Origin of the sequence: Lentibacillus saliphilus (assembly GCF_019093865.1) — a bacterium.
GTDB lineage: Bacteria > Bacillota > Bacilli > Bacillales > Amphibacillaceae > Lentibacillus_B > Lentibacillus_B saliphilus.
This window is the reverse complement of record NZ_JABJXD010000001.1, coordinates 226,568-241,112: the sequence shown is the minus strand read 5'-3', so window position 1 is coordinate 241,112 and position 14,545 is coordinate 226,568. Positions and strand designations below refer to the sequence as shown.

Annotated in this window: 16 protein-coding genes; all 16 read left to right on the top strand. The window is 39.1% G+C overall.

Features of this window, described 5'->3' with window-relative positions:
• The first annotated feature begins 29 nt into the window (after positions 1 to 29).
• The 16 genes from rpsP to xerC all read left to right on the top strand — a co-directional run bounded on the left by rpsP (position 30) and on the right by xerC (position 14,532).
• Positions 30 to 296 (top strand): 30S ribosomal protein S16, encoded by a 267-nt coding sequence (rpsP, locus tag HPC67_RS01285; protein ID WP_217585630.1) that lies wholly within the window; start codon positions 30 to 32, stop codon positions 294 to 296.
• 19 nt (positions 297 to 315) lie between these two features.
• Entirely contained in the window at positions 316 to 543 is a 228-nt protein-coding gene (locus tag HPC67_RS01280; protein WP_217585629.1) for a KH domain-containing protein, read from the top strand.
• A gap of 97 nt (positions 544 to 640) precedes the next feature.
• On the top strand, positions 641 to 1,030 hold the full coding sequence (locus tag HPC67_RS01275; protein WP_217585628.1) for a YlqD family protein: 390 nt from the start codon (positions 641 to 643) through the stop codon (positions 1,028 to 1,030).
• Positions 1,031 to 1,041: 11 nt separating this feature from the next.
• A complete protein-coding gene (gene rimM / locus HPC67_RS01270; protein ID WP_425514291.1) occupies positions 1,042 to 1,557 on the top strand; it encodes a ribosome maturation factor RimM in 516 nt (171 codons plus the stop codon).
• Positions 1,557 to 2,300, top strand: coding sequence for a tRNA (guanosine(37)-N1)-methyltransferase TrmD (gene trmD, locus HPC67_RS01265; RefSeq protein ID WP_217585627.1), 744 nt, complete (start codon positions 1,557 to 1,559; stop codon positions 2,298 to 2,300). The genes rimM and trmD overlap by 1 nt, the downstream gene beginning before the upstream one ends.
• A 147-nt stretch (positions 2,301 to 2,447) precedes the next feature.
• Positions 2,448 to 2,792 (top strand): 50S ribosomal protein L19, encoded by a 345-nt coding sequence (rplS, locus tag HPC67_RS01260; RefSeq protein WP_217585626.1) that lies wholly within the window; start codon positions 2,448 to 2,450, stop codon positions 2,790 to 2,792.
• A 167-nt stretch (positions 2,793 to 2,959) separates the two neighbouring features.
• Positions 2,960 to 3,514, top strand: coding sequence for a signal peptidase I (lepB, locus tag HPC67_RS01255; RefSeq protein WP_217585625.1), 555 nt, complete (start codon positions 2,960 to 2,962; stop codon positions 3,512 to 3,514).
• A gap of 6 nt (positions 3,515 to 3,520) precedes the next feature.
• Complete coding sequence (gene ylqF, locus HPC67_RS01250) at positions 3,521 to 4,369, top strand: ribosome biogenesis GTPase YlqF (protein ID WP_217585624.1); 849 nt, start codon at positions 3,521 to 3,523, stop codon at positions 4,367 to 4,369.
• 71 nt (positions 4,370 to 4,440) lie between these two features.
• Positions 4,441 to 5,226 carry a ribonuclease HII gene (locus HPC67_RS01245; protein ID WP_425514290.1) on the top strand — a complete coding sequence of 262 codons (786 nt, stop codon included), beginning with the start codon at positions 4,441 to 4,443 and terminating at the stop codon, positions 5,224 to 5,226.
• 18 nt (positions 5,227 to 5,244) lie between these two features.
• On the top strand, positions 5,245 to 7,014 hold the full coding sequence (locus tag HPC67_RS01240; RefSeq protein ID WP_217585622.1) for a hypothetical protein: 1,770 nt from the start codon (positions 5,245 to 5,247) through the stop codon (positions 7,012 to 7,014).
• Positions 7,011 to 7,295 carry an EscU/YscU/HrcU family type III secretion system export apparatus switch protein gene (locus HPC67_RS01235; RefSeq protein ID WP_217585621.1) on the top strand — a complete coding sequence of 95 codons (285 nt, stop codon included), beginning with the start codon at positions 7,011 to 7,013 and terminating at the stop codon, positions 7,293 to 7,295. The genes HPC67_RS01240 and HPC67_RS01235 overlap by 4 nt, the downstream gene beginning before the upstream one ends.
• A 162-nt stretch (positions 7,296 to 7,457) precedes the next feature.
• Positions 7,458 to 8,618 carry an ADP-forming succinate--CoA ligase subunit beta gene (gene sucC / locus HPC67_RS01230; RefSeq protein WP_217585620.1) on the top strand — a complete coding sequence of 387 codons (1,161 nt, stop codon included), beginning with the start codon at positions 7,458 to 7,460 and terminating at the stop codon, positions 8,616 to 8,618.
• A gap of 49 nt (positions 8,619 to 8,667) precedes the next feature.
• A complete protein-coding gene (gene sucD / locus HPC67_RS01225; RefSeq protein ID WP_217585619.1) occupies positions 8,668 to 9,570 on the top strand; it encodes a succinate--CoA ligase subunit alpha in 903 nt (300 codons plus the stop codon).
• A 408-nt stretch (positions 9,571 to 9,978) separates the two neighbouring features.
• Positions 9,979 to 10,878 carry a DNA-processing protein DprA gene (gene dprA, locus HPC67_RS01220; protein ID WP_217585618.1) on the top strand — a complete coding sequence of 300 codons (900 nt, stop codon included), beginning with the start codon at positions 9,979 to 9,981 and terminating at the stop codon, positions 10,876 to 10,878.
• A 319-nt stretch (positions 10,879 to 11,197) separates the two neighbouring features.
• A complete protein-coding gene (gene topA / locus HPC67_RS01215) occupies positions 11,198 to 13,276 on the top strand; it encodes a type I DNA topoisomerase (RefSeq protein ID WP_217585617.1) in 2,079 nt (692 codons plus the stop codon).
• A 344-nt stretch (positions 13,277 to 13,620) separates the two neighbouring features.
• On the top strand, positions 13,621 to 14,532 hold the full coding sequence (xerC, locus tag HPC67_RS01210) for a tyrosine recombinase XerC (RefSeq protein WP_217585616.1): 912 nt from the start codon (positions 13,621 to 13,623) through the stop codon (positions 14,530 to 14,532).
• Positions 14,533 to 14,545: the final 13 nt, after the last annotated feature.

Genomic DNA, 14,545 nt, shown 5'->3' with positions numbered 1-14,545 from the left:
AAAAACAATTAAATGGAGGTGCAATAATAATGGCAGTTAAAATTCGTCTTAAGCGTATGGGTTCAAAAAGAAATCCATTTTATCGTATTGTTGTAGCTGATTCCCGTTCACCACGTGATGGTCGCTATATTGAACAAATTGGCACATATAATCCAGTTGTAAATCCTGTTGAAGTTAAAATCGACAATGAAAAAGCAGTGGATTGGATGTCAAAAGGTGCAAAGCCAAGCGATACAGTTCGCAACCTATTTTCAAAGCAAGGCATCATGAAACAATTCCACGATCAAAAAAACTAATTAGAGTGGTGTGATATCCATGAAGGCCCTAATTGAGTCCATTGTAATGTCTCTGGTTGACCACCCAGAGAGCGTTGTTGTAACAGAACAAGAAGAAGATGCAAAAGTTGTCTATCATCTCACCGTTCATGAAAGCGACGTTGGGAAAGTCATCGGAAAGAATGGACGAATTGCTAAAGCGATTCGTACGGTTGTTTATGCAGCGAAAACGAATAGGGACAAGCGTATTTATTTGGATATTATGTAAAGAAAGGGAAAGGGGGAAACCGCCTTTCCCTTTTGCTCATTACACAGCTCTATGATGATGGTGTGTAACGATTAGATTGGTGAAGAAGGGTGATCATATGAAGCTCATAAAAAAAGTCTTAATCAAACATGTTATTACAGAAGACAGTCGAGCAAAATTACGTGATGATTTTAATGCCCATAAAATGCGACTTGAACAAGAATGTCAACAGCTTTTATTTGAACAGAGAAAAATGGAGAGTAAAAAGCATCTTCAAAAACAAGAAATTACTGCCCGTTTCCAACAGGAAATCAAAAATCGAAAAGAAAAGATTAAGTTGGTTGATTTTAAAATTGATCAATTAGAGGAACTTAAAACGGGGACGGAAATAACAGAGGGAGAAGTTGACGCGCTTGTTGAAGTAGAAGAAGGCATGCTTTGGAGCAAACGGATGCAAGAATCGAAAATTGTAATTAAGGACGATGTTGTGATTCGAATTGACGAATAGTAGGTGACATAATGATGGAAAATATGTATAACGTAGGGAAGATTGTTAATACACAAGGGATTAAGGGGGACGTTAAAGTTGTTCGTATAACAGACTTTGAAGATCGCTTTAACGTCGGTAATACTGTTTACGCTGTTATGAATGATGGTACGCATGTTGGACTCGAAATAGATAGACATCGCATTCATAAAGGCTTTGATATCCTTCATTTCTCAGGGTACGATAACATTAATGATGTTGAGCATTTTAAAGGTGTACAACTTACGATAAAAGAAACCCAACTGACGGAGCTTGAGGATGGGGAGTATTATTATCATGATATTATTGGGTGTGATGTATGGACAACCGAACAAGAAAAACTTGGAACGGTCAAAGAAATTTTATCACCTGGTGCAAATGACGTCTGGGTCGTTAAACGCGAGAAAGGAAAGGATGTCCTTATTCCTTATATTGCAGATGTTGTTAAAGTGGTTGACGTACCTAATAAACGTATTTCAATTGACGTAATGGAAGGAATGCTAGATTAATGCACATTGATATATTGACGCTTTTTCCTGACATGTTTCCGGGTGTGATGAATCATTCGATATTAAAAAATGCCCAGGACAAACAAAAGTTAACGTACAACCTCGTTAATTTTAGAGAATATACGACGAATAAGCATAACAAGGTAGATGATTACCCGTATGGTGGAGGGGCTGGGATGGTGTTGACACCACAACCAGTTTTTGATGCCGTCGATGCTATAACAAAGGAGCATTCAAGTACTCCACGTATCATTTTAATGTGTCCTCAGGGCGAACCCTATACACAGCAAAAAGCTGAAGAGCTAGCGGAAGAAGATCACCTCATTTTTATTTGCGGCCATTACGAGGGATATGATGAACGTATTAGGACCCATCTTGTAACAGATGAATTGTCCATTGGTGATTATATATTAACCGGTGGTGAATTAGGTGCGATGGTTGTGATCGACAGTGTTGCTCGTTTACTTCCTGATGTATTAGGGAATGAAGCATCAGCACCAGAAGATTCTTTTTCAACAGGACTTCTTGAGCATCCTCATTATACGAGGCCAGCAGATTTTCGCGGAATGAAAGTGCCCGATGTTCTAATGTCAGGTCATCATGAGAATATTGCAGCTTGGCGTAAAGAGCAATCTTTGCTCCGAACGTATGAACGGCGACCAGAACTATTAGACCACTATGAGCTGACGGAACAAGATCAGAATCACTTAAAGAAATTAAGACAAAAAAATAGTCATCAATAAAGAGATTGCGCACTAAATATATAGTTGAATGTTGAATCTCTTTATGATATATTAAATGATGTGCTTAAGCGAATGTGCTTAAGACGTATAAACGATGTTCCGCTGTTCAATAGAATAAGAACATTGGTTTGGAAGGAGTGAAACAGGATGCAGAAGTTAATTGAAGAAATTACCCAGGAACAACTGCGTACAGACCATCCTGAGTTTCGCGCGGGTGATACTGTAAAAGTTCACGTGAAAGTTGTCGAAGGCTCACGCGAACGTATTCAGGTGTTTGAAGGCGTTGTAATTAAGCGTCAAAACGGTGGAATCAGTGAAACATTTACTGTAAGAAAATTATCTTACGGTGTAGGTGTAGAACGTACATTCCCAGTTCATTCACCAAGAATCGAAAAAATCGAAGTATCACGTCGCGGTATTGTTCGTCGTGCTAAGCTCTACTACTTACGTAACTTGCGCGGTAAAGCAGCTCGTATTAAAGAACGCCGTTAGTCGTTTCAATAACGTTAACAAGCGTGATAAAAGCAAGCAATTCATCAGAAAAGGAGCCAGGCTAAATGCAGGAGCTCCTTTTTTGTTTAACCAAATGTGTAGGTGTATTAAATGTTGTATGAAGCGGATTATATATCATACATAATAGCTGATTCGGAGGAACGTGTATGGATGAATTAAAAAACGATTGGCTTGAATGGATAAAAGCGCTTTTGATTGCTGTCGTACTTGCCTTTGTAATAAAAACGTTTTTTTTCACCCCTATCATCGTAGACGGTCCTTCAATGGAGCCTACTTTACATGACCGGGATCAAATGATTGTTAATAAATTTTCATACAGAGTCAACGATCCAAAGCGATTTGATATTGTTGTCTTTCACGCTTCAGAGCAAAAGGATTTTATTAAACGCATAATCGGTCTACCAGGTGAACATGTTGCTGTTAAGAACAATGTCCTTTATATAAATGGTAACCGAGTAGAAGAACCATTCATAGATCAAGGACAGGGTGAAAACTTTCCGATCTTAGAAAACAACTTCACATTGGAAGAAATCCCAGGTGAGCACGACGTCATACCTGACGATCATTTTTTAGTTTTAGGCGATAATCGAAGCAACTCAACAGATAGTCGAATGTTAGGTGTGATTTCAAGAGATCAAATTGTCGGCAAAACGAATTTAATATATTGGCCGTTTGACCGGCTACGGATATTAGGAGAGTAGATAAATATGCCAATTCAGTGGTATCCAGGGCACATGGCGAAAGCTAAAAGAGAAGTAGAAGAAAAATTAAAGCTCGTTGACTTCGTGATTGAGCTTGTTGATGCACGTGTACCCTTGTCATCACAAAATCCGATGTTGCAGCACGTTTTACAACAAAAAACAAAAATGATTATATTAATGAAAAAAGATTTAGCCGATGCACGTGAAACCGACCGCTGGATCAATCATTTCACAAACGAAGGGCATCACGTTATTGCAGTTAATGTCAATGACAAACAAGATATTAAACACGTCATACAATTGGCGAAAAAAGTGAGTCAAGATAAAGTAGACAAGCTCATAAAAAAAGGTATTCAGCCTAGGGCAATGCGTGCGATGATTGTTGGAATTCCAAACGTTGGTAAATCGACATTAATTAATCGCCTTGCAAATAAAAAAATCGCAAAAACAGGAGATCGACCTGGCATTACTCAGAAACAAGCGTGGATTAAAGTGAAAAAAGATTTCGAACTGCTCGATACGCCTGGTATTTTATGGCCTAAGTTTGAAGACCAAACTGTCGGTTATCGGCTAGCAGCTATCGGAACAATTAAAGATCAACTGCTGGTGCTTCAGGATATTGCTGCATTTGTCATACAGCATATGCAAAAACATTATCCAGAAATTGTTCAGGAACGCTATGACATCAATCATGATGAAACAGATATGTGGGTACTATTCAATCAAATTGGACGCCAGAGAGGCGCATTAGAAAGTGGCGGACAGGTGAATTTTGATAAGGTTGCTGACATTGTACTTCGTGATTTGCGAGCAGGCCGACTCGGTCGAATTACATTAGAGTCTGTACCTAGATAAAAGGCATCCGAGGCTGGGTGTCTTTTTTATTTCAATTAAAAGGATCATGATCCGATAAAAAAGAAAGTAAGGTGACAATATTGAAACAGAAAACAATTGCTGAGATTAAACAACTACTGGAACAATCTCACATCGACCAAACCATCATTCAAGAACTGAAGAGCGATCAACGAGTAGGTGTTCAGAAGTTGGTGCAGAGTTATGAAAAAAAACAGTTTAAACACGAGCAACTATGCAAACAATTCGAGGACATGTGTGTTTATGAAAAGGCCTCCTTTGATCGTGGATGCCAATATGTCGCTGGAGTTGATGAAGCAGGGAGAGGTCCTCTGGCTGGTCCCGTAGTTGCAGCGGCTGTTATTTTACCAAAGGATTTTAGATTGATCGGATTAAATGATTCAAAGCAGTTAAAGGCTGCGACGAGGCGTGAATTTTATGATACGATCAAACAAGAAGCCATAAGCTACGGCATTGCAGCAGTTGATAATGATACAATTGACAAGATTAATATATATGAAGCAACTAAATTGGCGATGACTCGGGCAATAGAACAACTTGACCCAGAGCCAGATCATATTCTAATAGACGCTGTGCCGTTAAACAATCTCACAGCTTCATCTGAATCGTTGATTAAAGGGGATTGTAAAAGCGTTAGTATCGCAGCCGCTAGTATTTTAGCAAAAGTGACTAGAGATCAAATGATGTCTAACATACATAAAGAATATCCAGATTATCAATTCGCTGCAAATCAGGGATATGGCACAAAGCATCACTTAAATACGCTTCACTCAAAAGGTGTTACACCATATCACCGGAAATCATTTGCGCCTGTTGACGCAATATATGCTGGAAAATAACTAAAGGATGATGAATACATGAATATTCAGCGTCTCCCTGATCAAAGAATTGAAAAAACAGTATCAGTAAAGCAGCAATTACACGCGGGAAAAATTGTCCAAGGTAAGGTTGTTCAACTATATCCTGGAAATCGAGCCACCGTTCAAATTGGCTCACAACAATTACACGCCCAGCTCAAAGCTGCCTTAACACGGGGTGAGCGTTACCATTTTCAGGTTGAGCAAACTGACGGAACGCTTCTTTTGCGTGTGATGGGAAAATCTCTTGGACGTCATGTCTATTCGAATATCCTATCTCTCTTAAATGAACTTGGTCTAGATGTTTCAAAACAAAGAGTGCGCTTTGTAGCGTCCCTTGTTAACGAGCAAATCCCATTTACTAAACATGAGCTCCTATCTGCTTTTAAGGTGATTGAAGCAGCGAGCAACCAACACCAGCTATACCCAACATTAAAATATATGATGCTTGCACGATTACCACTAAAGCAATCTGTCTTAGAAGCTGTTCACGCCAAACAAACATCTGGATTTGCCAAAGAAATTCAGGCATTGGGTCAAACATTAGGACAATTTAAAGAACATAACGTCTTGCAGCAGGCCCTGCTTGAACGTCTCTCATGGCTGATGAACAAAGATGTACATACACCTAATGGGATCGTGCGCCAAATCATGATTGAACAGTCAGAGGGGAATCAACATATCTTTCGACAGTTACAAGCTGCAGGAGTTGTAGATTCGAGTGTGTCTTTTAGTAAATGGCAGACAGCATGGAAACAATACATGACATTAAATCGAATTGAGTTACCGCTTTTACAGAATGTCATCACACAAGCTCAAAAACCTTTCTTGTTTAATGAAACAGAAGCTGCTCAGACATTAAATCGTTTACAAATAGAAACAAATGCAGCGACAAATGTACGTCATTTGTTTGAGCAGTTGAATCTATCATTAAAACAGGCTGTATTAAACGAGGTCCCTTTGGCAAATGGTGCATTTAAACAATTACAATCCGATGTCAACCGTCTAATGCCATTTTTAACCGAAAAACAGCAGCACTACATTCAGCAGCATACGAACAATAATATAGCTTCGTTACAAACATTGCACCGTTACTTGGACAATACCCTACATGCACCAGTGCAACACAACAATACATCTTTACCTTTGCAACAGCAGTTTTTGTCGCACCTTTATACGATTTTGGGTACGGTCGGATTATCTCATGAGTATGGTATACTTTCAGACCCTACAGACGCTGAAGCATCTGTTAAGTCTCTTCTCATTCAGCTTGTCCATCATCAGGACAAAGTCATCGGAGACCGTTTTTTACCACTGCTTCATTTCATTAATGGTCTTCAAATTGATACTGTACAAGAAACACCGTATATGCTTCAAGCGACATTACAATTACCTGGAGAAAAAATTGGACTAAGCGAAGATGCCTATATGCAATTCTCGGGTAGGAAACGAAAGAATGGTACGATAGACCCGGATGATTGTACCATACTGTTTCAATTAAATCTTGCCAATTTACAAGAAACGTTAATTGATATGCATATACAAAAGCGCACAGTTGCACTAACGATCTGGAGTACAGAAATGATCCCTGCCAATTTAATAGATCCATTAAAGCCTGCACTAAAAAACGGACTAGCTGGTTTGGATTACCAGTTAACGGGTATAACGTTTAAACAGCTTAATGATGATAAAAAACGAGCCAACTCAAATCAAGATCTTCGTGAAAATCATTTGTCACCAATGTATGAAGGGGTTGATATCAAGATATGACGCCCAACAACCGTAAAAAAGCGATTGCTATGAAATATGATGATAATCAAGAATACGTACCAAAGATAACGGCGAAGGGAACAGGACGTACAGCTGAAAATATATTGAAAAAAGCAGCAGAGCATAACATACCGATACAAGAAGATGCTTCATTAGCTGAGTTATTATCAGAATTGAACATTAATGAAAAGATCCCTGAAGAATTGTATCAAGCTGTAGCCGAAGTGTTTGCTTTTATTTATAGAATTGATGAACAGAGAAGTGAGACAATCCAAAAGTAACATCATTGATCTTGATATGTTTTTCACAAACTAATTGAATTAGAAAAACCTTGCTATATCAACATCTAGCACTATATTAAAATCAATATTCTCTTATTCTTGTGAAATGACATCTTTTTATATACAATGGACATGCAGTGAATTTTGTTAGGAGGAAAAGGTATGAACATTCATGAATATCAAGGCAAAGAAATATTACGCAATTATGGTGTAAGCGTTCCCAATGGTCATGTAGCTTTCAGTGTGGATGAAGCGGTAGAAGCTGCCAAAAAACTTGGTACCGACATAACCGTTGTTAAAGCACAAATTCATGCTGGAGGACGCGGTAAAGCAGGCGGGGTTAAAGTAGCCAAGAACTTGGATGACGTACGTACATATGCCGAAGAGATTTTAGGCAAGACGCTAGTGACCCACCAAACTGGGCCAGAAGGTAAAGAAGTGAAGCGTCTCTTAATTGAAGAAGGCTGCGATATACAAAATGAATACTATATTGGACTCGTATTGGACCGTGCAACAGGTCGTGTTGTTATGATGGGGTCCGAAGAGGGCGGTACAGAGATTGAAGAAGTTGCCGCACAAACCCCTGAGAAGATATTTAGAGAAGAGATTGATCCAGTTGTTGGCTTATTACCATTCCAAGCTCGACGACTTGCATTTAATATTAATATACCAGATGAACTGCTATCAAAAGCGGTTAAATTTATGCTTGGCCTCTATCAGGCATACCTTGAAAAGGATTGCTCCATCGCCGAAATTAATCCGCTCGTTACGACAGGGGACGGTGAAGTGATGGCACTTGACGCGAAATTAAACTTTGATGACAACGCGTTGTATCGCCAAAAAGATGTGATGGCTATGCGGGATCTTGAAGAGGAAGATGAAAAAGAAATTGAAGCTTCTAAATATGATTTAAGCTATATTTCTCTCGACGGGAATATTGGTTGTATGGTGAATGGTGCAGGACTTGCTATGTCAACGATGGACATTATAAAGCACTATGGCGGCGAACCAGCGAATTTCTTGGATGTTGGGGGCGGTGCTACGGCGGAAAAAGTGACCGAAGCCTTTAAAATTATCTTATCAGATGAACACGTTAAAGGGATTTTTGTAAATATTTTTGGTGGCATAATGAAGTGTGATGTCATTGCTGAAGGTGTTGTAGAAGCGACGAAGCAAGTAGGCTTACAGATTCCACTTGTTGTTCGTCTTGAAGGAACGAATGTTGATCTTGGTAAGCAAATCCTTAAAGAATCCGGGTTAAATATTACATCTGCAGATTCTATGGCAGATGGTGCTCAAAAAATTGTTTCGATGGTGAAGTAGATTAACGATAGACTTAATTGCTAGATTGACTAGAAAGGGCGGACAAAAAATGAGTATTTACGTGAATAAGGATACTAAAGTAATAGTCCAGGGCATTACAGGTGGAACAGCACGTTTTCATACGAAACAGATGCTTGAATACGGCACGAAAATCGTCGCCGGTGTAACTCCAAAAAAGGGTGGAACTGAAGTAGATGGGGTGCCAGTCTTTAATACGGTAAAAGAGGCTGTAGAACAAACCGAAGCAACGGCTTCAGTTGTTTATGTACCTGCACCATTCGCAGCCGATGCCATTATCGAAGCTGTTGATGCGGATCTTGACCTCGTAATTTGTATTACTGAGCATATACCAGTCATCGATATGGTCAAAGTGAAACGCTATATGGAAGGTAAACGGACACGCCTCATTGGTCCAAACTGTCCAGGTGTTATTACAGCAGATGAATCAAAAATTGGAATTATGCCAGGCTATATACACAAAAAAGGGCATATAGGTGTCGTATCACGTTCGGGTACACTGACTTATGAAGCTGTTCACCAATTAACAGAGGCAGGTTATGGTCAAACGACTGCTGTTGGAATTGGTGGTGATCCGGTAAATGGCACAGACTTTATTGATGTTTTAAAAGCATTCAATGAGGATCCTGAAACAAAAGCTGTTATCATGATTGGTGAAATCGGTGGTACAGCTGAAGAAGAAGCTGCCGAATGGGTTAAAGCCCATATGAATAAACCAGTAGTTGGATTTATTGGTGGTGCTACGGCTCCTCCTGGAAAACGGATGGGTCATGCAGGTGCGATTATTTCTGGCGGAAAGGGGACTGCTGAAGAAAAAATTCGCGTCATGACTGAATGTGGCATTAAAGTAGCAGAAACCCCTGCAGTTATGGGAGAAACGATGATTGAAGTGCTAAAGTCACATCAATTAGACGAAGTGTGTAAAACCCACTAATATCATTTTACATGACGGGCTGGTTGTAACTTAAAGTTTAATTCAAAAGAGTAACAATGCTCTACATTAGCTCCGGAAAAATACGCAGACTCCAGCGGGAGGAAAGGCATAGGTGAGACCCCTCAGTGCGTGGGGAAGGAAGGCTAAGACCGCGACGATAATCGCCACGCCTTCATGACCAACATCGTGTTGGCCCGAGGCTTACCGAGGGGATGGTCGACTAAGTTCGGCGCGTCCTGCGCCAACATCGAACGAGTAACCTCCTGTTCCCCCGCGGAAAGCGAAGTATATTTCCGGAGCGATGATATTATCCGAATTTTGATTTGGTTAAACTTCTTTTATTCAAGCCACATCTCTCAATACATGTTGTCTTGTCATGAATGATTTTAAGAAAAAGGAAGTGACTGAATGGAACTGATACGCAAACGTTTGCTGCATATAAGCAGATGTCGCGGCATTAACCGTCGTGTGATTCGTTCGTTTCTCCGATATGACCCTTCATTAAAAACCATCTACAACTTATCTTCTACAGACATCTCTCAATTATTTAAAGTTAAAGCTGATCAAGCCTACCACTTTACAACGGATCTTAAAAGTACGACACTCGTCAATCGTATTAAAGCTGATTTGGCACATGTTGACATCATAACAATTATTGATCCACATTATCCTCATGTATTAAAAACAATAAAAGATGCCCCTCTTGTTTTATATACGCTCGGTGATCAAGGATTACTTCATCAAAAACCAGCACTAAGCGTCATCGGTACAAGACAGCCATCATCAGAAGCAGAATCCAAAGTGAAACGCATCGTTAGTCCGCTCGTTAACGAAAAGTGGGTAATTGTCAGTGGTATGGCGAAAGGAATTGATAGCTTTGCTCATCAAGTTGCACTTGCTAAAGGTGGGAAGACAATTGCAGTTCTAGGCAGTGGGTTTGAGCATATATATCCAAAAATAAATACAAATCTATTTCACCAAATGTGTTCTCAAGGACTTGTTTTATCCGAATATGCTCCTACAACCCCACCTAGAAAACACCATTTCCCAGAAAGGAATCGGATAATTAGTGGCTTGAGCTTTGGCACTCTCGTAATAGAAGCGACCGAAAAAAGTGGTACTCTTATCACAGTTGAACAAGCCCTTGATCAAGGAAGAGAAGTTTACGCTGTCCCGGGCTCACCATTAACTAAACAAACAATAGGGTGTCATCAGATGATTCAAGATGGCGCTAAACTCGTGTTTTCTTCTAATGATATTTTAGATGACTGGAAAAATACACGAATCGGATTGTTTTATAATATATAGGTAGTGATTGATTATTTGACAAAAGCAGTCTATGTATTTAGTATTAGTAGCGATTTAATAAAACATTGATCGATATGTATTAAATGTATCTTCTTTTATTTTTCTTAACGCTTTTTCAAATCAGTATAGCGATGTCGAGGAGCTATCTTAACAACTACGTTCCTTGATAACGTCCAATTTTGATTGGGTGATGATCGTAATAGTACGTCTTTAAGAGCCTTTACTTGAATAAAGCGTGGATATCATTAAATAAACACATAAATAGATTGTGTAGCAATGACTGAATGGTTGTTAAAACCTCAGTACAGGAGGAAGAATTATGTCTGATTATCTTGTGATCGTTGAATCTCCCGCTAAAGCAAAAACAATTGAACGCTATTTAGGCAAAAAATATACGGTTAAAGCATCCATGGGACATGTGCGAGATTTACCAAAAAGTCAAATGGGTGTTGATGTTGACAACCAGTATGAACCGAAATATATTACCATTCGCGGGAAAGGCGACGTATTAAAGGATTTAAAAAAAGCGGCTAAAAAAGCAAAAAAAATATATCTCGCAGCTGACCCGGATCGCGAAGGTGAAGCAATTGCATGGCATTTGGCACATGCTCTTAATGTAGATGATCAATCTCAATGCCGTGTCGTATTTAATGAAATTACGAAGGAGTCTGTTAAGGACTCATTTAAACATCCAAGAAAAATCAATGAAGATCTCGTTGACGCTCAACAAGCTAGACGAATTCTTGATCGCCTTGTAGGCTACAACATCAGCCCACTTCTTTGGAAAAAGGTCAAAAAAGGATTAAGTGCTGGTAGAGTACAATCAGTTGCAGTTAAGATGATTATTGATCGGGAAAATGAGATTAAGCAATTTAAACCTGAAGAATATTGGTCAATTACAGCAGATTTTTTAAAGGATCAAGAACCATTTGAAGGATCGTTTTACGGTGTTGACGGTAAAAAGCAAGAACTAGCAAATGAACAAGATGTTGATAAAATCATGAACACGTTAAGTGAGGACGAATTTACGGTTGATAAGGTTAATAAACGGGAACGGAAGAAGAATCCCGCAAAACCATTCACAACCTCGTCCTTACAACAGGAAGCGGCTCGAAAAATAAATTTTCGTGCTAAAAAGACGATGATGATTGCACAGCAGTTGTATGAAGGGATAGATTTGGGGCGTAAGTCAGGTGGCATACAAGGTCTTATCACATATATGCGTACCGATTCAACTCGTATTTCCGAAAGTGCTAAGCAAGAAGCTAAAACATATATTAAAGACTCGTATGGTGAATCCTATTTAGGGACGTATAAACAAGGGAAGAAGCAAGAAGGCACTCAAGATGCCCACGAAGCCATTCGACCAACATCCGTATTACGTGATCCTAAATCATTAAAGAGTATATTATCAAGAGATCAGTATCGGCTATATAAATTAATTTGGGAGCGATTCTTGGCGAGCCAGATGGCACCGGCGGTTCTTGATACAATGACGGTCCACCTTTTAAATAATGACGTAGAATTTCGAGCAACTGGATCAGTCGTTAAATTTAATGGGTTTATGAAGATTTATGTTGAAGGCACGGACGATAATAAAAAAACAGAGGATAAACGATTACCTGAGCTTGAAGAGGGAATTCGTGTTAAAGCCGCTAAAATTACGCCAAATCAACATTTCACTCAGCCGCCACCACGCTATACTGAAGCGAGACTTGTACGGACAATGGAGGAAAAGGGAATTGGTCGTCCTTCCACATATGCGCCTACGCTTGATACAATTCAACGTAGAGGCTATGTGAGCATGGATAATAAACGCTTTGTTCCAACAGAACTTGGAACCATTGTTATTGATATTGTTGAAGAATTTTTTCCGGAAATTATTAATGTTGATTTTACTGCTAAAATGGAAAATGATTTAGATTCGGTCGAAGACGGTCAGAAGAACTGGATTCACCTAATCGATCACTTTTATCAAGATTTTAGCAAGAGGTTAGAAAAAGCAGAGCAAGAAATGGAAACGATTGAGATTAAAGATGAACCAGCAGGGATTGACTGTGAAAAATGTGGTCATGAAATGGTTTATAAAATGGGGCGTTACGGGAAGTTTCTTGCATGTTCCAATTTCCCGGATTGCCGCAACACGAAACCGATTTTAAAAGAAATTGGTGTTCACTGTCCAAAATGTAAGACAGGTAACATTGTTGAAAGAAAATCAAAAAAACGTCGGGTGTTTTACGGCTGTGATCAATTTCCAGAATGTGATTTCGTATCATGGGATAAACCAATCGCTCGGCCATGTCCTAAATGCAATGAACTACTTGTGGAGAAAAAAAGCAAAAAGGAAACACAGGTTCAATGTACGTCTTGCGATTACAAAGAATCAACACAAAATTAAGGTTCACGCACTTAATTTTGAACTGTACGTCCAAACATAATTGGTCGTACAGTTCATTTTTCATGATTATTGTTAATTGAGGTTATAAAAAATAATAATTTGGAAATATTGATAATAACCTACATTGATTTTAGAATAATGCCATTCTTAAATGTTGACTATTGTATTTATACACTTTATAATTACCTATTGGTAAGTGATTTCACTTTACACCTGGTTGTAAATGAACTATTCTCACAATGTCTAACATGTACATCAGAATGTTGTTACAATTTTGTTAAATCCATTGCCTCTTATTGGGGATTATGCTATGCTTTAAGTGTGTAAAATTCTGAGGTGGAAGCATGAAAGCATTATTAAATGATCGCATAGCGTTCGTTGAATATTTAAAAGTTGAAAAGGCAGCATCACCGTACACAGTTGCGTTTTATCAAAAGGATTTGGATGCCTTTTTTGCATTTATGGCAGAAGAAGCAATCGAAGATGTGAAACATATTGATAAGAAGGTCGTACGGTTATTTTTGACGCGATTGTATGAAAGACGATTAAGTCGAAAATCTGTTGCTCGAAAAATGTCTAGTCTTCGTAGCTTTTTTAGATTTCTTGAACGTGAAGGCCGCGTCAACGCGAACCCATTTACAACAGTTGTACTTCCCAAAGGGGAACAAACAATTCCGGGATTTTTATACGAAGCCGAATTGGAGAAATTATTTGATGTCAGTGACTTAAGCACACCATTGGGACAGCGCAACCAAGCTTTATTAGAGTTGCTTTATGCAACGGGTGTCCGCGTAGGAGAATGTGCAGCTGTAGAGCTTGAAGACATTGATTTTTTTATTGGTGCAATGCTCGTAAGAGGGAAGGGAAGAAAAGAACGATATGTCCCCTTCGGCAGATTTGCTGCCATCGCCTTAGAAATGTACATAGAGGATGGGAGAAATCAGTTGCTCTCTAAATCAGGCATTACAACAGATGCATTATTTTTAAACGCTAAAGGAACAGCATTGACGCCTCGAGGGATTAGATTGATTTTGTCAAATATGGTTGAAAAAGCAGCAATGACGATACATGTTCACCCTCATAAGTTAAGACATACGTTTGCAACGCATATGCTTAATGAGGGAGCAGACTTAAGGATTGTTCAAGAATTGCTGGGACATGAGCATTTATCTTCCACACAAATATATACACACGTTTCAAAGGAACGACTACGCCATGTTTACATGGAAAGTCATCCAAGAGCGCAAGATTCTTAACTTTAGGGTTAAT

What these genes read in the sequence shown, in the direction of transcription:
- rpsP (WP_217585630.1), top strand. Translation starts at nt 30, where the DNA reads ATGGCAGTTAAAATTCGTCTTAAGCGTATGGGTTCAAAAAGAAATCCA.
- HPC67_RS01280 (WP_217585629.1), top strand. Translation starts at nt 316, where the DNA reads ATGAAGGCCCTAATTGAGTCCATTGTAATGTCTCTGGTTGACCACCCA.
- HPC67_RS01275 (WP_217585628.1), top strand. Translation starts at nt 641, where the DNA reads ATGAAGCTCATAAAAAAAGTCTTAATCAAACATGTTATTACAGAAGAC.
- rimM (WP_425514291.1), top strand. Translation starts at nt 1,042, where the DNA reads ATGATGGAAAATATGTATAACGTAGGGAAGATTGTTAATACACAAGGG.
- trmD (WP_217585627.1), top strand. Translation starts at nt 1,557, where the DNA reads ATGCACATTGATATATTGACGCTTTTTCCTGACATGTTTCCGGGTGTG.
- rplS (WP_217585626.1), top strand. Translation starts at nt 2,448, where the DNA reads ATGCAGAAGTTAATTGAAGAAATTACCCAGGAACAACTGCGTACAGAC.
- lepB (WP_217585625.1), top strand. Translation starts at nt 2,960, where the DNA reads ATGGATGAATTAAAAAACGATTGGCTTGAATGGATAAAAGCGCTTTTG.
- ylqF (WP_217585624.1), top strand. Translation starts at nt 3,521, where the DNA reads ATGCCAATTCAGTGGTATCCAGGGCACATGGCGAAAGCTAAAAGAGAA.
- HPC67_RS01240 (WP_217585622.1), top strand. Translation starts at nt 5,245, where the DNA reads ATGAATATTCAGCGTCTCCCTGATCAAAGAATTGAAAAAACAGTATCA.
- HPC67_RS01235 (WP_217585621.1), top strand. Translation starts at nt 7,011, where the DNA reads ATGACGCCCAACAACCGTAAAAAAGCGATTGCTATGAAATATGATGAT.
- sucC (WP_217585620.1), top strand. Translation starts at nt 7,458, where the DNA reads ATGAACATTCATGAATATCAAGGCAAAGAAATATTACGCAATTATGGT.
- sucD (WP_217585619.1), top strand. Translation starts at nt 8,668, where the DNA reads ATGAGTATTTACGTGAATAAGGATACTAAAGTAATAGTCCAGGGCATT.
- dprA (WP_217585618.1), top strand. Translation starts at nt 9,979, where the DNA reads ATGGAACTGATACGCAAACGTTTGCTGCATATAAGCAGATGTCGCGGC.
- topA (WP_217585617.1), top strand. Translation starts at nt 11,198, where the DNA reads ATGTCTGATTATCTTGTGATCGTTGAATCTCCCGCTAAAGCAAAAACA.
- xerC (WP_217585616.1), top strand. Translation starts at nt 13,621, where the DNA reads ATGAAAGCATTATTAAATGATCGCATAGCGTTCGTTGAATATTTAAAA.